20 protein-coding genes, 1 tRNA gene and 1 pseudogene are annotated in these 22,234 nt (G+C 45.8%); 15 read left to right on the top strand and 7 right to left on the bottom strand.

Going from position 1 to position 22,234, the window contains the following annotated elements; genetic code table 11:
• The first annotated feature begins 298 nt into the window (after window positions 1-298).
• From fdnG to selB, 6 genes and pseudogenes are all read left to right on the top strand, one after another.
• Entirely contained in the window at window positions 299-3,313 is a 3,015-nt protein-coding gene (gene fdnG, locus C9I43_RS16620; RefSeq protein WP_146157142.1) for a formate dehydrogenase-N subunit alpha, read from the top strand.
• Between the two features lie 2 nt (window positions 3,314-3,315).
• Window positions 3,316-4,227: a formate dehydrogenase subunit beta gene (gene fdxH, locus C9I43_RS16625; RefSeq protein ID WP_076497410.1), complete on the top strand. Its 912-nt coding sequence runs from the start codon at window positions 3,316-3,318 to the stop codon at window positions 4,225-4,227.
• Complete coding sequence (locus tag C9I43_RS16630; RefSeq protein WP_076497408.1) at window positions 4,224-4,868, top strand: formate dehydrogenase subunit gamma; 645 nt, start codon at window positions 4,224-4,226, stop codon at window positions 4,866-4,868. The genes fdxH and C9I43_RS16630 overlap by 4 nt, the downstream gene beginning before the upstream one ends.
• Entirely contained in the window at window positions 4,868-5,773 is a 906-nt protein-coding gene (gene fdhE, locus C9I43_RS16635; protein WP_076497406.1) for a formate dehydrogenase accessory protein FdhE, read from the top strand. The genes C9I43_RS16630 and fdhE overlap by 1 nt, the downstream gene beginning before the upstream one ends.
• A gap of 71 nt (window positions 5,774-5,844) precedes the next feature.
• On the top strand, window positions 5,845-7,266 hold the full coding sequence (selA, locus tag C9I43_RS16640; protein WP_107884615.1) for an L-seryl-tRNA(Sec) selenium transferase: 1,422 nt from the start codon (window positions 5,845-5,847) through the stop codon (window positions 7,264-7,266).
• A pseudogene (selB, locus tag C9I43_RS19255) lies at window positions 7,263-9,086 on the top strand (selenocysteine-specific translation elongation factor); the annotation flags it as partial. The gene selA and the pseudogene selB, both read left to right, overlap by 4 nt.
• Window positions 9,087-9,179: 93 nt before the next feature.
• Here the strand turns inward: selB and C9I43_RS18940 are convergent.
• Window positions 9,180-9,274: transfer RNA gene (locus C9I43_RS18940), tRNA-Sec, on the bottom strand.
• A gap of 141 nt (window positions 9,275-9,415) precedes the next feature.
• Here C9I43_RS18940 and fdhD point away from each other — a divergent pair.
• From fdhD to C9I43_RS16675, 6 genes are all read left to right on the top strand, one after another.
• Window positions 9,416-10,252, top strand: coding sequence for a formate dehydrogenase accessory sulfurtransferase FdhD (gene fdhD, locus C9I43_RS16650; protein ID WP_076497402.1), 837 nt, complete (start codon window positions 9,416-9,418; stop codon window positions 10,250-10,252).
• Between the two features lie 121 nt (window positions 10,253-10,373).
• Window positions 10,374-11,588 (top strand): selenium metabolism membrane protein YedE/FdhT, encoded by a 1,215-nt coding sequence (yedE, locus tag C9I43_RS16655; RefSeq protein ID WP_107884617.1) that lies wholly within the window; start codon window positions 10,374-10,376, stop codon window positions 11,586-11,588.
• A complete protein-coding gene (gene yedF / locus C9I43_RS16660) occupies window positions 11,588-11,821 on the top strand; it encodes a sulfurtransferase-like selenium metabolism protein YedF (protein ID WP_107884619.1) in 234 nt (77 codons plus the stop codon). Before yedE ends, yedF begins: the two co-directional genes overlap by 1 nt.
• Before the next feature lie 10 nt (window positions 11,822-11,831).
• Entirely contained in the window at window positions 11,832-12,869 is a 1,038-nt protein-coding gene (locus C9I43_RS16665) for a YeeE/YedE family protein (protein WP_219907246.1), read from the top strand.
• Window positions 12,870-12,897: 28 nt separating this feature from the next.
• Window positions 12,898-13,122, top strand: a complete 225-nt coding sequence (locus C9I43_RS16670) for a sulfurtransferase TusA family protein (RefSeq protein ID WP_107884621.1) — start codon at window positions 12,898-12,900, stop codon at window positions 13,120-13,122.
• A gap of 724 nt (window positions 13,123-13,846) precedes the next feature.
• On the top strand, window positions 13,847-14,278 hold the full coding sequence (locus C9I43_RS16675; protein ID WP_107884623.1) for a VOC family protein: 432 nt from the start codon (window positions 13,847-13,849) through the stop codon (window positions 14,276-14,278).
• Between the two features lie 3 nt (window positions 14,279-14,281).
• On the opposite strand, the gene C9I43_RS19120 is transcribed toward C9I43_RS16675, so the two are convergent.
• From C9I43_RS19120 to C9I43_RS16685, 3 genes are all read right to left on the bottom strand, one after another.
• A complete protein-coding gene (locus C9I43_RS19120) occupies window positions 14,282-14,584 on the bottom strand; it encodes a hypothetical protein (protein WP_258192018.1) in 303 nt (100 codons plus the stop codon).
• Window positions 14,581-15,276 carry a DUF481 domain-containing protein gene (locus C9I43_RS16680; RefSeq protein WP_258192019.1) on the bottom strand — a complete coding sequence of 232 codons (696 nt, stop codon included), beginning with the start codon at window positions 15,274-15,276 and terminating at the stop codon, window positions 14,581-14,583. Before C9I43_RS16680 ends, C9I43_RS19120 begins: the two co-directional genes overlap by 4 nt.
• 138 nt (window positions 15,277-15,414) lie before the next feature.
• Window positions 15,415-16,044, bottom strand: a complete 630-nt coding sequence (locus C9I43_RS16685; RefSeq protein WP_107884625.1) for a DUF3157 family protein — start codon at window positions 16,042-16,044, stop codon at window positions 15,415-15,417.
• A gap of 244 nt (window positions 16,045-16,288) precedes the next feature.
• Between C9I43_RS16685 and C9I43_RS16690 the strand changes: the two genes are divergently transcribed.
• Complete coding sequence (locus tag C9I43_RS16690; RefSeq protein ID WP_107884627.1) at window positions 16,289-16,681, top strand: DUF1090 domain-containing protein; 393 nt, start codon at window positions 16,289-16,291, stop codon at window positions 16,679-16,681.
• A 406-nt stretch (window positions 16,682-17,087) separates the two neighbouring features.
• The gene (locus tag C9I43_RS16695) at window positions 17,088-18,353 is read left to right on the top strand and encodes a mechanosensitive ion channel family protein (protein WP_076497390.1); all 1,266 of its coding nucleotides are present in this window, start codon (window positions 17,088-17,090) and stop codon (window positions 18,351-18,353) included.
• Here the strand turns inward: C9I43_RS16695 and C9I43_RS16700 are convergent.
• Complete coding sequence (locus tag C9I43_RS16700) at window positions 18,350-18,973, bottom strand: LysE family translocator (RefSeq protein WP_107884629.1); 624 nt, start codon at window positions 18,971-18,973, stop codon at window positions 18,350-18,352. The two genes, C9I43_RS16695 and C9I43_RS16700, sit on opposite strands and share 4 nt — an antisense overlap.
• A 137-nt stretch (window positions 18,974-19,110) precedes the next feature.
• Here C9I43_RS16700 and C9I43_RS16705 point away from each other — a divergent pair, with 137 nt between their 5' ends.
• Window positions 19,111-19,563 (top strand): YybH family protein, encoded by a 453-nt coding sequence (locus C9I43_RS16705; protein WP_076497387.1) that lies wholly within the window; start codon window positions 19,111-19,113, stop codon window positions 19,561-19,563.
• Between the two features lie 14 nt (window positions 19,564-19,577).
• Here the strand turns inward: C9I43_RS16705 and C9I43_RS16710 are convergent, their stop codons facing one another.
• Window positions 19,578-20,378: an NRDE family protein gene (locus tag C9I43_RS16710; protein WP_076497385.1), complete on the bottom strand. Its 801-nt coding sequence runs from the start codon at window positions 20,376-20,378 to the stop codon at window positions 19,578-19,580.
• A gap of 61 nt (window positions 20,379-20,439) precedes the next feature.
• A complete protein-coding gene (locus C9I43_RS16715; RefSeq protein ID WP_107884631.1) occupies window positions 20,440-22,047 on the bottom strand; it encodes a ZIP family metal transporter in 1,608 nt (535 codons plus the stop codon).
• Window positions 22,048-22,234: the final 187 nt, after the last annotated feature.

Raw genomic sequence — 22,234 nt, forward strand, 5'->3', positions numbered from 1 at the left:
CTATTTGTACTCTTGGTGTGTGACAATATGTCTATGTGCTTATTTTGGGTTTTAATCTTGTTTTGTTGGTTTAAATTGGTTTTAAATTCTATTTGTAGTGTGTTTCTGTCTTGTTTTTAGTCTTTAGTTTTGTGGTTAGTGATTTGCGATCTAGATCTCGTGTCATTATTTGTTATCTAATTTCTATTTTAGGATAATCTCAAATTAAGTGTGGTCTTTAACGAGGCTCACTCAGTCGGTTGCAAATTTTACCATTGCAATCACCAGACTCATAACGACAAGAGTGTGAGAGGACGCTATGAACAGACGCCAGTTTTTTAAACTGTGTGCTGCCGGAGCTGCCACTTCAGCAATTTCAGCGTTGGGATTGATGTCCGAAAAGGCCTATGCGGCCGTTCGCGAGTTCAAACTCATTAGCGCGAAAGAAACCCGCAATAACTGCTGTTATTGCTCAGTGGGTTGTGGATTGTTGATGTATAGCAAGGGTAGTAATGGCAAGAATGCCGAGCAAACTATTTTCCATATCGAAGGGGATGCAGATCATCCAGTGAACCGTGGGGCTTTATGTCCTAAGGGTGCTGGTTTGGTGGATTATGTTAATAGTCCGAACCGTCTTAAATACCCAGAATATCGTGCGCCAGGCAGTAATGTATGGACGCGTATTAGTTGGGATGATGCGTTTCAGCGTATTGCTCGCCTGCTAAAAAATGATCGTGATGCGAATTTAATTGAAAAGAACTCCGCTGGGACGACGGTTAACCGTTGGCTAAGCACCGGGATGATGACCTCGTCGGCGATGCCGAACGAAGGTGGCTATATCACCCAAAAATTTGCACGGGCATTGGGCCTAGTTGCAATCGATACTATTGCGCGTAACTGACACTCTCCAACGGTAGCAAGTCTTGCTCCGACATTTGGACGTGGTGCCATGACCAACCACTGGATCGATATTAAAAACTCTAACGTCATTATTATTATGGGCGGTAACGCTGCAGAGGCTCACCCTGTCGGATTCGGCTGGGTAACGGAAGCAATGCAACATAACAACGCCAAATTAATAGTGGTTGATCCACGCTTTACCCGTAGTGCTGCGGTAGCTGATTACTACGCACCTTTACGCTCAGGTACCGATATTGCCTTCTTATTAGGGGTGATCCGTTATCTGATTGAAACTAAACAGGTTAACTACGATTACGTAAAAGCGTATACCAACGCAGGTTACATAGTCCGTGAAGACTTCTCCTTCAATGAAGGTCTGTTCAGTGGTTTTAATGAAGAAACCGATAGCTACGATAAAGAGTCTTGGTATTACGAATTAGACGAAGAAGGTCACGCTAAAATCGATCCTAGCTTTGAAAATCCACGTTGTGTGTGGAATTTAATGAAGCAGCATGTGGATCGTTACGATTTTGAAACAGTAAGCAATATTACCGGTACGCCGATTGCGGATTATGAAGTGGTTTGCCAACAAATTGGTAGCACGCATACCCACGACCGAGCGGCGACGTTTATGTATGCCTTAGGTTGGACTCACCACACTAAAGGCTCACAAAACATTCGCTCTATGGCGATGGTGCAATTACTGCTGGGTAACATTGGTGTGCTGGGTGGTGGTGTTAACGCACTACGTGGTCACTCTAACGTGCAAGGCGCGACAGACATGGGATTACTGTGTCAAAGCTTACCTGGCTACCTTAAGTTACCAAGTGATAAAGACACCGATCTTAAGACTTATCTTAAGCATAATACGCCGATTGCATTGCGTCCCGATCAGACCAACTACTGGCAAAATTATCCTAAATTCTTTATTTCACAAATGAAGAGTTACTGGGGTGATAACGCGACAGCAGCCAATGATTTTGGTTATGACTGGGTACCTAAATGGGATAAACAGTACGACTTTACTAAACACTTAGATATGGCCTATCACGGTGAAGTAAATGGTTACATTATCCAAGGTGTTAACGCCATTAACTCTATGCCAAACCGTAATAAGGTACTCAAAGCATTGAGTAATCTTAAATATATGGTGGTACTTGATGCTCTGGCAACGGAAACCGCAACCTTCTGGCAAAACGCCGATGGTTTCAACGAGGTTAATCCTGCTGAAATCATGACTGAAGTGTTCCGTCTACCGACAACCTGTTTTGCCGAAGAAGAGGGTTCGATTGTGAACTCTGGTCGTTGGATGCAGTGGCATTGGAAAGGGGCTAACCCACCGGGTGAAGCTAAACCAGATGCGGAAATCCTCTCTGGTGTGTTGATGGAAATGCGCAAGCTGTACAAGCAAGAAGGCGGTAAATTGCCTGAACCATTAAATGCCATTAGCTGGGATTACCATAACCCATTGTCACCACATGCTGAAGAAGTGGCCCGTGAGCTTAACGGTAAAGATCTGCTGACTAACCGTCAAATTAGTAGTTTTGCAGAGCTTAAAGATGATGGCAGCACGGCAAGTGCTTGTTGGATTTATGCGGGTTCTTGGACCGAAGAAGGCAACTTAATGGCCCGACGCGATAACCATGATCCGTCAGGTAAAGGGGTAACACCGGGTTGGGCATTTGCATGGCCAGCTAACCGCCGCGTGCTGTACAACCGTGCATCATGTGACCTCAACGGTAAACCTTGGGATCCTAAACGCACAATCGTTGAATGGGTTGATGGCAAGTGGCACGGCATTGATGTGGGCGACTTCAATATGAAGTTAACGCCACAGCAATCGGCGGGTCCTTTCATCATGCAGCCGGAAGGTGTGGGTCGATTCTTTGCCCTCAAACTGTTGGCCGAAGGTCCGTTCCCTGAGCACTACGAGCCGATGGAGTCACCTATTGGGGTGAACCCTCTGCACAAAGTGACCAGTAACCCAGCGGTGCGTATGTTACCGGGCGTAAAAGAAACCTTAGGTTCACATAAAGACTTCCCCTATGTGGCGACGACTTATTGTGTGACTGAGCACTTTAACTTCTGGTCAACCCATGCTCGTTTAGCGGCGATTTCTATGCCTGAAACCTTTGTCGAAATGGACGAAGTGTTAGCGGCCGAGAAAGGGATTGCTAACGGTGATTGGGTCACTGTCAGCTCTAAGCGCGGCAGTATACAAACCAAAGCGTTAGTGACTAAACGTCTGCAACCGTTAAAGGTGAATGGCCAGTTAGTTCATACAGTCGGGTTACCCCGTCACGGCAGCCATAATGCGTTAACTCGTAAAAGTTACTCCTGTAACGTGCTTACCACAGAAGTCGGTGATGCAAATACACAGGTGCCTGAGTTCAAAGCATTTTTGGTTAACATCACTAAAGCTGAGGGGATCTGATTATGGCATCACAAGACATTATCCGCCGCTCTGGAACTTCAGGGATGACGCCAGCAGCGAAAGGTCGTAACTCGTCGGAGCAGGTCGCCAAGCTGTTTGACGCCACTAAGTGTAATGGCTGTAAAGCCTGCCAAGTCTCGTGTTCAGAGTGGAATGATCTACGGGAAGAAGTGGGTACGTTCCAGGGTAGTTACCAAAACCCCATGTCACTATCAGGCCAGTGTTGGACCCTGATGGAGTTTCATGAGGTGATGGAAAGTAACAAGCTACGCTGGCAATTTACCCACTCAGCTTGTATGCACTGTGCTGATCCGGCTTGTTTAAAAGCCTGTTCGACTTCAGGAGCGATTATTCAACATGCCAATGGCGTGGTGGACTTTGATTCAGACAAATGTATTGGTTGCGGTTATTGCGCCAGTGCGTGTCCCTTCGATGTGCCAAAAATCGACCCTAAGGACAACAAAGCTTACAAGTGCACTATGTGTTCTGACCGTTTAGCGGTCGGATTAGAACCTTCCTGTGTGAAGTCATGCACCACCGGAGCCCTGCGTTTTGGCTCCCGTGAGGACATGTTGTTCTATTCCGAGAAGCGCGTGGCTGAACTGAAAGAAAAAGGCTTTCCAAAAGCCGGACTCTACAACCCAGAAGGCGTGGGCGGCACGGCGATGATGATGATATTACATGATATCACTCAGCCTGATAGCTATAACATGCCTGTTGATCCACAGATCCCATTGTCTGTCACCTTGTGGCAAGACTGGGTGAAACCGCTCGGTGCAGCGGGCCTAATTGCAACGGCTGCCGTGGCTTGTTTACACAAGATCACTGTGGGTCGAAACATAGTGGAAGAGGATCAGCCGGGTTATCAGCCTCCAGAGGAAGAGGTGAAGGACAAAGAGGAGGATGACCAATGAGCAAGCATGATAAGCAAGAAATGATAGTGCGTCATAAGCTGTTTGATCGCATTTGTCATTGGTTCATTGTTGCCGTGGGCTTAGTGACCTTTCTCACTGGCTTCTCTATCTTTTTTCCTTCCTTTCAATGGATGGGAGCGATAGCAGGAACACCCCAATTGGCGCGCTTCATTCACCCCATTGCCGGTTTGATGATGTGTTTACCCTTAATGTTGCTGTTGGCGCGTTATTACCATCACAACAAATGGGAAAAGAACGATCTCAAATGGATGTTGGCGATTAAGGATGTGATGTTCGAGAACGAGGAGGGTATCCCGCCTATCGGCCATTACAACCCGGGTCAAAAGGTATTATTTCGTACCTTTGTGGTGACCTCAATCGTCTTAACCGTGACTGGGATCATGATGTGGCAGCCTTACTTTGCACCGTATTTTTCGGGCGTAGTAGTGGGCTGGGCCATTCTGTTACATGCGATTTGTGCCTTGATCATGATGATATTCGTGATAGTGCACTTTTGGATGGCAACGTGGGTGGAAGGTTCGGTCGCGGGCATGCTTTACGGCAAAGTTTCTAAAGCTTGGTGTCGTAAGCATCACCCTTTGATGTTAGATGAACATTCAGACGTGGAGAAAAAACACTAATGAGTCAAACAGCCGAGATACCTATGGTCCCCGGCAGCGAATCGCCGCTGGAACTGAAACATATTAAAGCGGTGGATCCCCATGCTGTGTATCACAGAAGGGCCCAACGTTTGCTGACGCTGGCCAAGGACTCGCCGCTGGCTGACTACTTTGAGCTATGCCGCCGTGTGGTGTCTATACAAGCCAGACTGGCAAAGGAGGCTGATTTCGGTCAGCTACTCTCTTGGGGGAAAGAAGGGGCCATTCCGCTTTCTCATTTGGGCTCAGAGGTGGATAGCTACTGGCAAGGACTACTACAGCAACTGTTAAGCGATCTGCTACCGCAGGTGGATGAATCCGTTGCACGGGTAGTGCGTTTGCTGATGCAGCAATCTCCTGAGCAGTTAAGTACGTGGGGACGCGCATTACGCGAAGGGCGCATGAGTGATGCTCCCGCGCGTTTTAGCCTGTTCCTGTGGGCGGCGATGGGGCTTTATTGGTCCCATTGGGCACCCATGGTGATCAAGCGTATGGATCAACGCAAGCTGAAACAACAAAGCTTGTGTCCCATTTGCGGCAGTCATCCGGTGGCGAGCGTTATTGTCGATGAGCCTCGAGCAGGCTTACGTTATCTACATTGCAGTTTGTGTGAGAGCGAATGGCATTACATTCGCGCCCATTGCACGAGTTGTGGCCAAGATAAAGAAATGACAATTTGGTCGCTCGACGATGCACAAGCGCAAGTGCGGATTGAAAGCTGCGATGAATGTCATGGCTATACCAAAATGATGTTTATCGAAAAGTCACCCTTAATGGATGTGGCGGCTGACGATCTGGCAACCTTGATACTGGATAAAGAGCTTAATGCCAAAGGGTTTGGGGCGACAACCGTCAATCCACTCCTACTGGCCCATGAAACCGAGTAGTTCAAGTGAATGTGGGAGGGGCTTGTGATAATGCAAGTCCTTCCTTTTTTAGCACACTAAAGATGACACAGATGATGACCCAAGCACCCGACACGCCACAAGCCCTGTATCGCGCTTTACCTTCAATGGACAGCCTATTGGCAAAGCCGAGCTTTGCACAATTGCAGCAGACCTACGGTAAGGCGGCGGTAAAGGCGGCGTTGGATGGGCATTTACATGCTGCGCGCACGTTAATTAGTCAGGAACACCGCTTACCAAATTGGTGTTCTGACCCCGCGCAATTGCACGGATGCTTGGTTGATCAACTGTCAAGAGACTATTGCCACAGCCTAAAACCGGTGTGGAACCTTACGGGTACGATTTTGCATACCAATCTTGGCCGTGCCCAGCAGTCGGAAGCCGCCATTAAAGCGGTCAGCTCGGTAATGCGTTACCCAACACCGCTAGAATTTGAATTAGCCGCAGGAGAACGTGGCCATCGCGATAATGCCATTAGTGGTTTGATCCATCGCCTTACTGGAGCAGAGGCCTGTTGTGTGGTTAACAATAATGCTGCCGCTGTATTGTTGATGTTATCTGCGGTAACGGCGGGGAAAGAAGTCATCGTTTCTCGCGGTGAGCTGGTGGAAATTGGCGGAGCATTTCGTATCCCCGACATCATGCGTCAAGCAGGTTGTACCTTAGTGGAAGTAGGCAGTACCAACCGCACTCATCTTAAAGATTACGAGCAAGCCATTACTGAAAATACCGCCGCCATCATGAAGGTTCATACCAGTAACTATCACATCAGTGGTTTTACCGCGGCGGTAGAAGAGGCCAAGCTGGGTGAGTTATGTCGCGAGCGCGGTATTGCATTAATCTCAGATCTGGGCAGTGGCTCACTCACCGATTTACGCCGTTTTGGTCTTAAACAAGAACCTACCCCGCAGGCCATGCTACTGGACGGGGTTGATTTAGTGAGTTTTTCGGGTGACAAATTATTAGGTGGGCCTCAGTCAGGCTTAATTGTCGGCAAACAGTCGTTGATTAATCAATTGCAAAGTCATCCTCTTAAACGCGCATTACGCTGCGACAAGCTGATTTTAGCGGCGCTAGAAGCCACCTTAATCCATTACCTCACGCCAGAAACCTTAGATACTGAATTGCCGATTATGGCGAAATTTGCCCGTAGCCAAGATACGCTCAGGCAAATAGGCCAGCGATTACAGCAGGCACTGATACCACTGTTTCAGCCTGCTTATGGCATTGAATTACAAGACTGCCAAACTCAGGTGGGTAGTGGCTCGCAACCCGATACCTTTTTGCCATCCGTCGCCTTGTGTTTTACCGCCTTAAAGGGCGGCAGTTTAAGCTTGTTAGAACAGCATTTTAAGCAAGCCGAACGACCCGTGATTGGCCGCATGAGTAACGATCAACTCAGATTAGATTTACGTGGAATCGACAATGAGGCGGAGCTGCTTGCTGAGCTAAGTACTCTAGGGGTGCAGTTATGATTATTGTCACGGCAGGCCATGTTGATCACGGTAAAAGTACACTCATTCAAGCATTAACAGGCATGGGCACCGACCGCTTACCAGAAGAAAAACGCCGCGGTATGACTATTGATTTGGGTTATGCCTTTATGCCATTGAATGATGGCTCACGCCTCGCTTTTATTGATGTCCCTGGCCATGAAAAATTTATCAACAATATGCTGGTGGGCGTCAGTCATGCTCGCCACGCATTATTGGTATTAGCCTGTGATGATGGTGTGATGCCGCAAACCCGCGAACATTTACAGATTCTGGCCCTTTTACCTCTAACTAGCTTGACCTTAGTGTTAACCAAGCGAGATTTAGTCGATAGCGAAAGAGCTGCGCAAGTTGCCGCGCAAGGTCAGGCTCTGTTGGCAGACTATGCGATGAATGCCAGTCGCATTTTTGAGGTTGCGGCCAGTCAATTTGATGAGCAGCAGACTAACGGTATCGCAGCACTGCGCGCTCATATCCTTGATATTGCAGCACAAGAGTCATTACGCAGCGAAGATGTAAGCAGTTTTAGAATGACACTCGATCGCGCCTTTAATGTTAAAGGTGCTGGCTGCGTGGTGACTGGCACCGTCATTAGCGGCAGAGTGTGCATCGGCGATAGTCTCTACAGCTCAGCACAAAAAGGCAAACTCAGGGTGCGTGGCATTCATTGCCAAGGACAAGAAGCGCAAAGCGCAGTGACGGGTACGCGCGTCGCACTTAATTTAGCCGGAGTCGATAGCCATCGCGCGCCAGAACGCGGTGATTGGCTGAGCAGCTTACTCCAAGCTGAGCCCTGTGCTCGTCCCGTGGTGCATATCCGCACGTTTGATTGTTCAGGTATCGATGGTCTAGTACATTGGCAAAATGTCAGTTGTCATCACGGCGGCGATCATACCTTAGGCCGCGTCTCGCTACTCAATGAAGTGGATGAACAAGGGTTTTGTCTGGCGGAGCTCGTGCTTGAAAAACCGTTATTGCTCTGTCAAGATGACCGTATTGTGCTGCGTCATATAGGCGGTAAACAAACCTTAGGTGCAGGACGAGTGCTGTCACTCAAGGTGCCTAATCGTAAAAAGCGCACGCCTGAACGAGTCAATGCGCTGCAGCAACTAGCCAACATGAATCAGGCTGTCTCGGCTTTGGCATTATTAGGCCAAAGCCAAGCATTGCCCGAAGCTGAACTCGCTTGGCGTTGGCAACTGACCGATGAAGGCCTTGCCACGTTACTGGCTCAAGCAGGCCTAGTGCGACTTGGCGGTTATGCTATTGCCGTAAGTTTACTCGAACAAGAAAAACAGCAATTTCTGCATTTACTGGGCGAATACCATCAACAACATCCTGATCAACTTGGGTTAGGCCGTAGTCGTCTACAGCGGATGATCCACAGTGTTTTACCGCCAGAATTAGCCAATAAAGTGCTCGACACGCTATGCCAAGAAGGCCGAATGGTGCTGCGCGGCGCTTTGTTGCAGCTTGCTGAACACAAAATAGTACTAGATGCCGATGCGCAGCAATGTTGGCAAAGGTTAGCACCTTGGTTAGCGCAACAAACTACACCGATATGGGTGACCGAAATGGGCGAATACCTCGAGCTTGACCCAGCTAAGTTGCGCTTATTGTGTTTTCAATTAGTGCAGCAGGGTTTTATTACCGCTGTCGTGAAAGACCGATATTTGCTCAGCGAGCAGCTTTGTCAGTATGCCAATTTAGTGCGTCAGCATGTAGCTGCAGAGGGCAAAATTGAAACGAGTGAATTTAAGGACATGATTGGACTTGGACGTAAGGCGAGCATTCAATTACTGGAGTTTTTTGACCGCAGTGGCTTTACCCGCAGAAAGTATCGCAGTAATAGCCGGGAAATTAGGGATGCAGAGCTGTTTTTCTCTCACGAGGATTGGCGGAAGAACATAGGAGTCGAACCTACCCAGGACTGCTGGCAGCCCTACCCGGATTTGAAATCCGGACGCCTCACCGGAGACGACGTTCTTCCAATGAAGACCTAGGGATAATAGAAAAAGCTTCGAGATGATTCAACTCGATTTTTATTTAGTTAATCACTTTGTGATGTAAGTCTTAAATTATCATCAAACTAATTGTTTTTACTTGTTTTTAACAGGTTAAGAGGGGCGCTATGGAATACCATTCACATGCTGTGGTTACTGAAAAAAAAGTGACCCTTTTAGAGCACGGACAAGCGTCAGAATTAACTGACTATTTAGCGAATGAAGTACGGGTTGCACTGGTTTATAACGGCATTTCACATACTGTTATGTTGGCCAGCCCGGAAAACCTAGAGGAGTTCGCCGTCGGTTTTACGCTGTCTGAGCGCATCGTTTCGCATATTAATGAGATTAAGGGCGTTGAATTAGAGTTCACGCCTGAAGGCATACTCATTCAAGTTGAGATTACGCAGCGCTGTTTCATGGAGCTAAAGCAACAAAGACGCAATATGGCGGGTCGTACGGGCTGCGGTTTATGTGGCGTAGCGCAACTTGAAGAAGCGGTAAAACCCGTTATGCGCGTCGACTCCGATATTCGGTTTGATATTCAACATCTGCAGAACGCACTTGAACACATTAAAAGTAATCAACATCACTTCAAGCTCACCGGAGCAACTCATGCTGCGATGGGACTAAACCTTGAAGGACAAGTTACTGCGGCTTATGAAGATATTGGCCGCCATATCGCACTTGATAAATTAATTGGTGCTTTTTCGCTGCGCCAAGCTGAACGGCCTGTCGCCGTACTGCTGACGAGCCGAGCCAGTTTTGAAATGGTTCAGAAAGCGGCAAGCGCCAATATCCAAATTCTGTTTGCTATGTCCGCCGTGACCTCACTGGCGTTGGAATTAGCAGAGAAAAGCAACATCACGCTCATCGGTTTTTGTCGCAATGGCAGGGCAACGCTTTATACCCACGGTTATCGACTGCTGGGACAAAATACTGCCCGTTTAGCCAAAGCCATTTAAGCGTGAAGCGACTGTCACACTGAAATATCAATCGTGTATTGGGTTTGAGTGCAGCAGTGGCATAACGGTTATAAGCGCATTGCGCTTATTTTTTTACAGTCTCGTTCATTAGGATAATGACATGACATGGCAACAATTTAAGCAAGCCTATTTAATACGATTTTGGGCACCAATGCCTGCGGTGATCGCTGCGGGTATCCTTTCTACTTACTATTTTGGTTTAACAGGTACCTTCTGGGCCGTAACGGGGGAGTTCACTCGTTGGGGTGGGCATTTGCTGCAGTTTTTAGGCGCAAACCCTGAATCTTGGGGGTATTTTAAAGTGATCGGTTTAGAGGGTTCTCCCTTAGATCGCGTCGATGGCATGATGATTATTGGTATGTTTGGTGGTTGTATTGCCGCTGCGCTTTGGGCTAATAACGTCAAACTGCGTATGCCGCAGAGTCGTATTCGGATTGCACAGGCGCTGATTGGCGGCATTATTGCCGGTTTTGGTGCTCGCTTGGCGATGGGATGTAACTTAGCTGCTTTTTTCACCGGTATTCCTCAGTTCTCTTTGCATGCTTGGTTTTTTGCCTTAGCAACGGCAGCGGGCTCTTATTTCGGTGCAAGATTTACTTTACTGCCGATGTTTCGTATTCCGGTTACATTAAAAAAAGTCAGTAAAGCCACCTCAATCAAGCAGGACGAAAATCAGGCTAAACGGCGTTTTCGTATCGGAATGTTGGTGTTTATTGGTATTGTCGGCTGGGGTTTATTGACTATGTTCGATGCGCCAAAATTGGGTATAGCGATGCTATTTGGTGTAGGTTTTGGGCTACTTATCGAACGAGCTCAAATCTGTTTTACCTCGGCCTTTCGCGATATGTGGATCACGGGCCGAACCCATATGGCGAAGGCGATTATTTTAGGTATGGCCGTGAGTGCTATTGGTATTTACAGCTATGTGCAATTAGGTGTGTCGCCAAAAATCATGTGGGCGGGCCCTAATGCGGTGATCGGTGGCTTACTATTTGGTTTTGGTATTGTGCTGGCGGGCGGCTGTGAAACGGGTTGGATGTACCGCGCGGTTGAGGGGCAAGTGCATTTTTGGTGGGTCGGTTTAGGTAACGTATTAGGTTCGACTTTGCTGGCTTATTACTGGGATGATATCGCTCAACCATTAGCAACTAACTGGAACAAAGTGAATCTACTCACTAGCTTAGGTAATGAGGGCGGTTTATTAGTGACTTATGCGCTGCTCGCGCTGTCTTTTGGTTCAATGTTACTGTGGGAAAAACGTTTCTTTGCCCGTAAAGCGAAGCGTGATGAACAACTGCTTGCGGAGGCCGTGTAATGACACAATATATTCCAGATTATCAACTTGATATGGTCGGCGAACCTTGTCCATATCCGGCAGTCGCGACCTTAGAGGCAATGCCTAAATTAAAAAAAGGTGAAATTTTAGAGGTCATTAGTGATTGTCCACAATCGATTAATAATATTCCTCTTGATGCCAAAAATCATGGTTATACCGTGCTAGGAATTGAGCAAAATGGCCCAACGATTCGCTACTTGATTCAGCGTTGAGGATAGGACAATGTTGACTATTATCAGTGGCTTAGGTATTGGCTTAGCGATGGGGTTTGTGATGCAAAGGGGCAGGTTTTGTATGGCGGGCGGGATCCGCGATACCTACCTGCAACGGGATTTTACCATGGTGATCGCTATTTTGATTGTCATCAGCATCCAAAGTATTGGCTTATTTTTATTTTATGATTTGGGTTGGGTTAAATTGCCTGTAGGCCATTTCCCATGGCTAGCAACGTTAGTTGGTGGCGTGATATTTGGTTTAGGAATGGCTGCTGCTGGAAGTTGCTCTACTGGGGCTTATTACCGTGCAGCCGAAGGACTCGCTGCAAGTGTTATGGCTGTTTTTGGCTTTATTGCCGGTAGTAAATTGGTGCGGATTGATGAGGTCAAAGGTTTGCTAAAACCATTGACACAACAGCAGTTTGAAGACCAAACCGTGTATGAAACACTGGGGGTTTCTCCTTGGGCAGTGGTGGCCGCACTTTCTCTGCTGACTTTTTGGCTAGCGATGAATTATCTCAAGGGACGCAGACGACCTGTGGCATTAATGTCACCAAGAAAGTCGGGGTTGACTCATTGGTTGTTCGAAAGTCGTTGGCACCCTTTCATGAGTGCCTTGTTCATTGGCATTCTGGCATTGTTAGCATGGCCTGCTAGTTTGGAAAGCGGTCGTGTGGGTGGTGTTGGGATAAGTGGTCCGAGTGCACAGCTATGGGATTTTGTGACAACGGGTAATACTAAGTTTTTTAGTTGGCCAGGTTATTTCCTTATCGGTTTGTTTACTGGGGCATTTATCGCGGCACGCGGAAGTGCAGAACAACGTTGGCGTTACCCCGGTCACAAAGTGGTGTTATGGGGTTTAGTCGGTGGCTTACTGATGGGGTTTGGCAGCGGGATTGCTGGAGGTTGTATGTTAGGCAACGCTGTCGTCGGGACGGCTGTTCTATCATGGCAGGGGTGGTTATTCATTCCAGCGATTTTATTGGGCAGCTGGTTCTTTAATTATTTTGCACTGGTTAGGCCAATCCGGCTTGCCAAAATTTAATGTCTATAAAGCTATGAAGGAGCTTTACATGGAACATTTTCTCGACACAACAGGTAAGCTTTGCCCGTTTCCATTAATTGAATTACAAAAGCTTATTATTAACATTACTTCTGGCGACAAAGTGATATTGGATTATGACTGTGCGCAAGCCACTGAAAATATTCCTCGTTGGGCTGCAGAGGCTGGCCATGACGTTGTTCATTTTGCGCAAAAGGGTGATGCAGCATGGACAATGACGATACAAAAAGGTTAAGTCATTGAAATTTATTGCGCTGTTACGGCAGCGCTTTTTTATGAGTTAGCTTTGGCATACGAGGACGTGCTACTCGAGAATGAGGCTACAGCATACCCAAATGATATTATTTTTCTCGTCAGCTGGAGGTAACCGATACCGCTTTATCACTTTGCTCATTGCCAAGTACTTCATCCGCTACCAAACAGAGTATGTCATCGATGTACAAATAAAATGTATTCTCTGCACATCCGTCAGCACTAAATATCCAACTCGATTTGTTATACAGGGTTAATGTAATAGTAGCTCAACCCTATACTGGCTATTGTCATTATCGCGTAATGTAAAAAATGAATCATTCTGTGATTAATACCAGTCACATTAACTATCTAATCAGTTCAGAGCCTCACAGGTATTTCAATCCGAGGCGTATTGATGCAGAAATGGTTATTCCCTTTTAAGTCAATGCAACACAGGAGTGGGATGCCTGTGAGGCTCCGAAAGGGCGGCTGATTTAACTGTATAGTAACGCGCTTTAGACTGCGTTTAAGGCTTTCGACAGAGCACCACTAAGCCTTCAAGCCTTTGCCTTGTCTAAAGCGCGTTGAACTCCCGCTGAATGAACAGTAGTTAATACGAGTGGTATAAGTACAATCCGTATTATACAAAACAAGTTGATGGAACTACTAAGCACCCAAAATGGGCGGTAAACTGCAGCCCAATCTTTGTCGAGTAGGGGGTCAGAATGAAACAAGCACTGGTGCATATTGCGTTAGTCGTAAAAGATTACGATGAGGCAATTGATTTTTATGTGAATAAGTTAAAATTTGAATTAGTGGAGGATAGCTATCAAGCCGAGCAAGATAAGCGCTGGGTTGTGGTTGCACCGCCGGGTTCTAAGGGCGCAGCTATTTTGTTAGCACAGGCTTCTAAGCCAGAGCAGTTCGATTTTATTGGTAATCAGGCCGGTGGTCGGGTGTTCTTATTTTTAAATACCGATGATTTTTGGCGTGATTATCACCGTATGGTCGCCGATGGTGTCGAGTTTGCGCGCGAGCCGCAAGAACAAGACTACGGCACAGTCGCGGTGTTTAAAGATCTCTACGGCAATTTATGGGATTTACTGCAATTGAATGATGAGCATCCTATGGCGCACAGGTTAGCGTATCGGGAATGATGGTTAGAAACTCACTCCCAATCCTAAGGTGTAGCTAGAGTCTCTCGTATTACCTTCGACGGTTTTAGTGTCGTTAAAGTCATATTTAAATGATAAATAAATCCGCTGAGTGAGCAGATACTTAAGCCCTACGGTCGAGTTTGAGATGTAATCAATCGCTGGCATATCTGGGAAGGCAATTTGCAGATCGGCGTAGGACTCTAAAATGCCATCAAACCAATATTGTTTATAGTTAAGCGATGCTGCCCAAGCGTTAAGTTCTAGCTTAAAAGACTCTTGTCTAAGCCAAAAATGGTTGTAGGTCACGACGAAATCGAGTTTGTCGCGGCCCGCCCCCAAAAACGATAGCCTGGACCGAGTGCGGCATAGTAGCTATGGGTATCTGTGCCGAGTTTGTCTTCTTGATAAAAATCTTCCTGCCGTAACAGCCAATGCTCATTGAGTAGATAGTCTAGGGAGTAGTATCCTTCGAGGGTATTGCGCTTAGTTAAATCATCTTCGGTTTCGTAGCGTACTTCAGTCTTGATATTATGCCGCCATTGCAAGGTTTCGGCTGTGATATCACCTTTGATATGCAGTTTCTGGTTATTTTTCTTGTTTTTAGTTACATCGAGTGAGGTTTCTACGCTGCCGCTATAATCCCAATCTGAGTCCGCATAATGCTGGGAAAATCTAAGCTCATCCACTGGGGTTTGTTGGTGATTAATCAATACCATGCCATGTTGTTCAGAAGCCTGAATACTTATGTCCTGTATTGAGCGGCCGACACTCCAAGGTTTAGGCGTTGAGACTTCAAAACTGAGAATAGCACTGCGTTCAATGGCAATCTTAGGTGCATAGCTGGTTTTGATGATTAGATCTTGCTCGTTGAATTCTTTGATTTCACCGCTAATTTTATCGCCATTGAGCAAGAAAACCGTATCGGCCAAGCACAATGGGCTGAGACTAAAGAGTGTGGCAACAAGGTACAATGCTGGATTGGGTATCAGATTATGCATCTTGCTGTGAGCTCAAAATAAGGGGCGTTAGTGTGTGGTTATTCTACCCGAACTGTAGCACTACAAAGCAATAACATTCGCTAAAAGTATTGATAAGGGATTGAACACTGTCTCGCAATCCCTTATTCATTCGCCGTGTTAGCGAGAGTTGATCTCAGTGATCTTGAGGTTGATTAACTGCTTTTGCCATTGTGCTTTATCTATACCTTCGACCCAAATCACGCTGCTGTTACGCTGCTCGCCTTTGCGTAAATAGGTTTCAGGCATGCGGAATATCGCTTCCCACACTGCCAGTTTTTCAGTCTTGAGTAACGTGCCATTATCGGCAAAAAAGCTGGCTTCAACTTCCACTAATGTGACATGTTTATTACTCGTACTCGCCAGCTCAAAGCTAAGTCCGAGTTTATTCTCTTTCCATTGTGCTGTTGTAAAGCTGACTTTAATGCCGTCTTTAGCGGTTGAGCCTAATAATTCTGGCTGGGCAATGGCTGTGGCTGTTAGTGTGGTGACGGGCGCTGCAATAGCCTGACTTGCTTCGGCAGTACTCGGAAGGCTGGTAACACTGCTGGAGCTGTCAATAACGGCGTCAGTGGCTAAAACATTGGGTGCCGCTTGGGTCTGCGTAAGCACATATTCCCAAGTAAAGTCGTCTTTAAGTCTGACTTGGGCACCGTTTTCGAGGGTGATATTGGCTACGTCGGCGGCCATAACCGATGATGATAGCCACAATAATGAGCTAAGTGCGCTAAGGCGTAATGAGGTTTGCATTGATTTTTGGGCTCCAGTATCTGTCTAAGTCAATATTCTGCCTTAACCTAAACAATTTAGCGCATGTTAATCACTGCCTAAGTGTTGTTTTAACTAAAAATCAGGTTTAAAGAGAAGATTCTAACGCTAACACAGATTGAACTAACAGATTGTGTCACTATATTGATAGCGCAGTGGCATGACACCATCACATAGCACAGTCACATAGCAGCATTATCAATAAAGAACGTGAGGAGATAATAGTATGCAAATGAAGTACGGAATTTATAGCTTGGTCATTGGTTTAGTTTTTAGCACAACAAGCTGGGCTGCTGATGCACCTAAAACCGGTTGCGCGGCAAAGTTAGACGCCATTAGCGCACAGCTTGCGCAGGCGAAAGCGGCGGGTAATAAGCATAGAGTTGCTGGGCTTGAAAAGGCCTATAGCGAAGTCTCTGCCCACTGTGACAACGACAGTCTATACGCTGAGCGACTAGCTAAAGTTGAGAAATTAGAAGAAAAGTTAACTGAGCGCCAAGATGAGTTGGCTGAAGCTATCGCTGAAGGTAAATCTATGGAAAAAATCACTAAGAAACGTGAGAAAGTGGCACAGGCTGAGGCGGAGCTGGCTCAAGCTCGAGCTGAGTTAGCCCATTAATCATGCGGCGTACTCGCTTAACTAACTCTACATCACCCATTCGATATGGTTGTTAAGGCTAGGCGTGAGTGTTCTCGCCTAGCCTTAACTGTTTTATGATCTGCTAAGTTTGATGACAGATGTAACTCATTACCTCTGACAGGCATATTCGATGTATTAAGTGGTGAGTATTTATGTGGCCATAAACCCAAGCTAATCAATGAATCATAAACGGCATTGTGCCTTCGTATCGGCTTAAAGATGTTCATTGGCTTTTGTGTTCGGTATGTTCAAAATGCTAATATCTATTTAAGAATAAGTAATTGTAAATAAACTGTATTTATAGTGAGTAGGTATAACTCTGAGTAACTCAATCGTTACCTTTGTATAGATTTATTGCGCTAGCGGCTAAAAATTGGAGTGAATTGTGGATCAGGAAATAAAACTCAAGATTTCGGCATGGTTAGCGAGCTTTGGAATTGATAGCCAGCCTTCGGACGGCATATCAACCAGCATTATGATTATTGCTTTCATGCTGATAGCGGGCATAGCTTATTTTATTGTTCTGCGCGTGGTTGTGCGTGCGGTCAACATGGTGATCTTACGTTCTAAAGCAACGTGGGATGATGTGTTTATGCGTTATAAAGTGCTCGAAAAGTTAGCTATGTTGGTGCCTGCAATCGTACTAAGTCTTTTAGTGCCCATTGCACTCACTGAGTATCAAATTTTAAATACTTTAGTTAGCCGTTTGTTAAGTATTTGGATCGTAGTGCTGATGATCCGTGCTATTTATGCTGGTTTAGATGCGATTGATGAAATTTCAGATGTTAATTTGGTGAGTCGGCGTTTACCCGTTAAAAGCTTTGTGCAGTTAACTAAACTATTTTTATTCTTTGTTGGGATTATCGTTTCTATCTCAATCTTGGCCAATCAATCGCCGGTGTATTTCCTCAGCGGCTTAGGTGTGGCGACCGGTTTTGTGATGTTAGTGTTCCGCGACACTATTTTAGGTTTTGTGGCGGGGATTCAGTTAGCGGCTAACCGTATGGTAAGTAAAGGCGACTGGATCCAGATGGACAAATACGGCGCCGACGGTGCGGTAGAAGAAGTGTCACTGACCACGGTCAAAGTGCGCAACTGGGACAAAACTATTACTATGATCCCCGCTTATGCTCTGGTGTCAGATGCGTTTCGTAATTGGCGCGGCATGTCTGAATCGGGTGGCCGTAGAATAAAGCGTGCAATCAATATTGATATCAATAGCATTGCATTTTTAACTGAGGAAGAGCGTGAACGCCTGAGCAAGGTTCATTGTTTGAAAGAATATTTCCCTGCCAAAATTCATGAAATTCAAGAGTCTAATGCGAGAATTTCAGATCTGGATATAAAAGTGAATGGTCGTCATTTGACTAATGTCGGCACCTTCCGCGCTTATTTGCAAGAATACTTACAGCGCCATGATAAAATCCATAAAGAAATGACCCTAATGGTGCGCCAATTAGCGCCGACCACAGAGGGATTACCCATCGAGATTTATGTTTTTACCAACGATACTCGCTGGGCTTTTTATGAAGCAATACAAGCGGATATTTTTGATCATATTTTTGCAATATTACCTGAGTTTGGTCTAGTGTCATTCCAAGCCCCCACAGGTAATGACATTCGTAGCTTAAAGTCGGCTAAGGTCGATTAATCTCTCGATACTAGAATTGCGGCTAACGTTAAAAAGACACCGCCGCTGATTCTGTCAAACCAATGTAGCTTGTTACTGGTTTTTAAACTGGGAGCAAGCACGTTGGCCATGCAGGAATAGAACATCACAAAACTAAAATCGACCACTACCCAAGTGAGCGCCAAAATGGTGAGTTGTGGTAATTGCGGTGCTGATAAGTCGATAAATTGTGGAAATAAAGCCGCAAAAAATAGTAAATCTTTCGGGTTACTAATACCCACCAAAAAAGCCTGCTTAGCAAGTTGTTGAGGCGTACCTTTACCTTGTAAATGGCACATTTCAATCGTTTGCCCTTGGTTCTTTGTCAGCAATAACTTGATACCTAAAAAAACTAAATATGCAGCGCCTCCCCATTTAAGTACGGTAAAACCATACTCAGAGGCGCTAATCAACGCCCCAAGACCCGCGGCAGAAGCCATCATTAATATTAAGGCTGCACTGACACTACCTAAGGCCGTAGCAAGGCTACGCATTTTGCCAAAATGTATGCCATGAGACATGGACAAAACGGCGATGGGCCCAGGAGATATTCCGATTAACATAATGGCAATAAAATAAAGTAGCCAAGTATCTGTTTGCATAAGTAACGCTCTAAATCTGTTAAATAAAAAATGAATTATATCATCTACTTTTTAGGTTTTGTGCTGACTTTAACGAGCGAGCCTGTGATGATTTCGCTATAGTATAGTTTAGCCTGATTGTGAGGGGGAACAATACTGTGTTGAAAAATGGACTGTGGAATAAAGGTATGTGGCCAAGAGTATTGGCGACATTATTGCTGTTGGTCACTTGTCATGTGAGCGCTGTACCTACGGATGAAATTACGCAAATGCTTAAAGGCCAGCAGGACGCGTGGAATCGCGGCGATCTTGATGCTTATATGCAAGGTTATTGGAAGAGCGATCGATTACGTTTTGTTTCTAATGGTAAATTTCGTTTTGGATGGGATGAAACTCTCGCCACCTATAAAAAGAATTATCCTAATAAAGAAGCTCTTGGTGAACTTAAATTCACTATAAAAGAAATCAAAATGCTGAGTAATTACGCGGCTATGGTGGTTGGTCGCTGGGATTTACGTCGCCAAAAAGATGCGCCTACAGGCGTGTTTACTCTGCTAGTTGAGAAAATAGATGATAATTGGGTGATCACTATGGATCACAGCTCAGATTAATCACGTGATAAAAATTAAGAAAGAATTAAACATTCTGGTGTTGCGGGAGGCTCGGATGGCAGGATTATATCGAAATCCTGTTGCCCGAGCTGTCGGCCTTTGCCATCGTATCTCACCTCGGTGAAATGCATTCTACCTTGGGTATCTTCAAGCAAAATACTGGTGGAGCGCGTGCCGTAGTCGGGATGCTGAATATAAATTGCTGCTAAGCGCCGTTCCCATTCAAGCCCCACGCCCGTATTGGGCAACTCATGATCTTGCGGCTGAGAATCATCTTTCATCAGTTGGATCAACGCTTGCACATCAATATCAGTAGATTGATTAATTAGGGCTTCTAGTGCTTGTTGTCCTTTGGCCATTTTGGGCCAAATATCATCAAGAGTGCCATTACATATCGCATGAAATCCATTGGCTAGTTTTACGGTGTTTTTATTTATGCTATTAAAACAAAATAAGTCCGTTCCTTGGCCAAAAATAAAATTAAATGGCTGATAATTATCGCTATGTTCAATAAGCCAATTTGGGCACACCAGTGAGCCAGAACTAAGTGTATTCGTGACTAACTCACCACGAGTACGCATCGCAGCAGAACTCTTTTGCGCCACTCGCAAATTAGTAACGCCTGCTATTTGCCCTTGCTTATTTACACCAAACCAAGTGCCGCCCGCTTGCAGATCTTTTCCTGCGAGTATGTTTTCTTCAGGTAGCCAGAAGTGTGCTGGCGCTGTGGGTCGATGATGAAACTCATCGCGGTTAGCACAGATGATTAAGGGGTACTTAGGATGGGCATTAATAGCGACAAAGAGTATGCACATAACAGGCTAAATTAATCCAAAGGTAGATTAATTTAGCCTGTCTGCACATAAATGAACAGTGTTAGTGATGTGAATGTTTATCTGTCTTTGTGTGCTCGTGTGCATGTTTGTCAGAATGTGGACTGACTGGGTTGGGCATTTCGGCATGGCTGTGAGCGTGGTTATGTGTATGACCCGCAGGCTTGCTGAGCATCAAACGACGTAAAAATTTACGTGGACCTAAGCGTAGTAGGCTGGCGGCAAATAACCCTGACAGCGCTAAGAGTGCAATTAAGTTGAGTATTTCCGGTAAAGAGATTAACGAGAACCACAAAGGTAGACGTAATGCCGCCATTAACCCTAAGGCAATAATACTCAGTAATATAGCCTTTTGTGGCCAGGTCATTAATTTCAGTTGCGCTAGGTTAAGTACGGGGGCAGCAATCAATGGCATCATCACAGCAACAGAACTCCAGCCGCTGTAAGCCAGTGCTAACGCGAGCACCGCTGCGCCTAAATTACAGAAACGCATCGGTAAAAATACCAATAACAGCACTATGACTTGTAATAATGGATTGCTTAATGGTACTGAAGGGTGACCAATCAGGTTCACGAGCACTAAGCTGAGCAAAATCCACGGTGCACTGCGATCGACCAAATGCGCAAAGCCAAAACGTAAAGATTTAGTGGGTAATGTTGTGTGTGGATCGGTAATGTTGACCTTGGCATGGCTTAAGTAAGCACTCAAGATAAACACAATAAATAGCTGAAATAGTGCCAACCAAGGACCCAGTAGCAAAGCGGTGATAACTAGCGCTTCTGGCCCCACTAAACGTTGGAACCAGCGGCGAGCTAAACTGCTATCCTGCGGTGTTAGGCCACATTTAAAGCGAAGCGCCGCCGCAGCGTAGCTCAGCAACAGTACTGGGGCGAGTGTCAGTAACCAAGTGACTAACTGTTCGGTGCTGTGATCGTGGTGAGTATGCTCGTGGCCACCAGAATCAATCATCAGTAGCATCACCAGTAGACCTATACCCAATAAACTACCAATTCCAGCTTGGTATTCGTATTTACCCTGTACGTTAGTATCGTGCTGGCCATGGGGTTGATGTAGTACAACATGTAAAATTGAGCCCGTAACAAACGCTTGTAAATAAACGGTATTATCTAAGCTTAGTTGAGATAATAACTGTTCACCTGCGAAGTAACCCACAGCTGTAAGAATCATCATCGCGACCAGCACTAAACTGGCCCAGCGCGTGCCGACTTGTGGTTTAAGTAGCCACCAAATAGCCAATCCGACAGGGAGTCGATGCATAATGACCCCGAGCGCAAGTAAGATAGAACTGCCTTCTTGTTGTGCTAATACCATAGCCCCACCATCGGTGATGGTGTGTAACAATAAACCGCCGATGCCTAAGGACAGGGTGAGATTATGGGTTATTTCTGAATAACGATGAAATAGTCGCTCACTAGCCGTTGGCCCCCAGATACCAAGCAATACAAACACAATCGCCAGCACTCCACCATGTTCTAATAGCTCAGGCAAAATATGGATCAGCACTAATCCGCCCAATGAGACGAATATAAAACCGTCGAGCGCTTTTTGTAATCCGCTTCCCGATGAGAAATAACGGTAAAAAAGTGGCCCGATTAATAGTGCGATACAGCTAGCAAGAAGATAGAGCATGGATTCCACGGGAAATTGGCTGAAAAAACGCTGTAGTATATCAGCTACAAGGCAAAGTGAGCAGAAACTTGCTGGTAATTTACTTAACGGTTGCCATTTTTTAGCCTGTTTTTAAGCGGATACTTTTATTCACTGTGGTTATTTTTATATAAATTTTCAGATCTAAGCCGCGAAAAGTTATACAATA

Origin of the sequence: Shewanella morhuae (assembly GCF_003028295.1) — a bacterium.
In the GTDB taxonomy this organism is placed as follows: domain Bacteria; phylum Pseudomonadota; class Gammaproteobacteria; order Enterobacterales; family Shewanellaceae; genus Shewanella; species Shewanella morhuae.

Excerpts from the sequence above, each read along its gene's own strand:
- C9I43_RS16630 (WP_076497408.1), top strand. The coding sequence starts at position 4,224 with ATGAGCAAGCATGATAAGCAAGAAATGATAGTGCGTCATAAGCTGTTT.
- selA (WP_107884615.1), top strand. The coding sequence starts at position 5,845 with ATGATGACCCAAGCACCCGACACGCCACAAGCCCTGTATCGCGCTTTA.
- fdhD (WP_076497402.1), top strand. The coding sequence starts at position 9,416 with ATGGAATACCATTCACATGCTGTGGTTACTGAAAAAAAAGTGACCCTT.
- C9I43_RS16715 (WP_107884631.1), bottom strand. The coding sequence starts at position 22,047 with ATGCTCTATCTTCTTGCTAGCTGTATCGCACTATTAATCGGGCCACTT.
- C9I43_RS16685 (WP_107884625.1), bottom strand. The coding sequence starts at position 16,044 with ATGCAAACCTCATTACGCCTTAGCGCACTTAGCTCATTATTGTGGCTA.
- C9I43_RS16665 (WP_219907246.1), top strand. The coding sequence starts at position 11,832 with ATGTTGACTATTATCAGTGGCTTAGGTATTGGCTTAGCGATGGGGTTT.
- C9I43_RS16680 (WP_258192019.1), bottom strand. The coding sequence starts at position 15,276 with ATGCATAATCTGATACCCAATCCAGCATTGTACCTTGTTGCCACACTC.
- C9I43_RS16690 (WP_107884627.1), top strand. The coding sequence starts at position 16,289 with ATGCAAATGAAGTACGGAATTTATAGCTTGGTCATTGGTTTAGTTTTT.
- yedE (WP_107884617.1), top strand. The coding sequence starts at position 10,374 with ATGACATGGCAACAATTTAAGCAAGCCTATTTAATACGATTTTGGGCA.
- C9I43_RS16700 (WP_107884629.1), bottom strand. The coding sequence starts at position 18,973 with ATGCAAACAGATACTTGGCTACTTTATTTTATTGCCATTATGTTAATC.
- C9I43_RS16675 (WP_107884623.1), top strand. The coding sequence starts at position 13,847 with ATGAAACAAGCACTGGTGCATATTGCGTTAGTCGTAAAAGATTACGAT.
- yedF (WP_107884619.1), top strand. The coding sequence starts at position 11,588 with ATGACACAATATATTCCAGATTATCAACTTGATATGGTCGGCGAACCT.
- fdxH (WP_076497410.1), top strand. The coding sequence starts at position 3,316 with ATGGCATCACAAGACATTATCCGCCGCTCTGGAACTTCAGGGATGACG.
- C9I43_RS16670 (WP_107884621.1), top strand. The coding sequence starts at position 12,898 with ATGGAACATTTTCTCGACACAACAGGTAAGCTTTGCCCGTTTCCATTA.
- C9I43_RS16710 (WP_076497385.1), bottom strand. The coding sequence starts at position 20,378 with ATGTGCATACTCTTTGTCGCTATTAATGCCCATCCTAAGTACCCCTTA.
- fdhE (WP_076497406.1), top strand. The coding sequence starts at position 4,868 with ATGAGTCAAACAGCCGAGATACCTATGGTCCCCGGCAGCGAATCGCCG.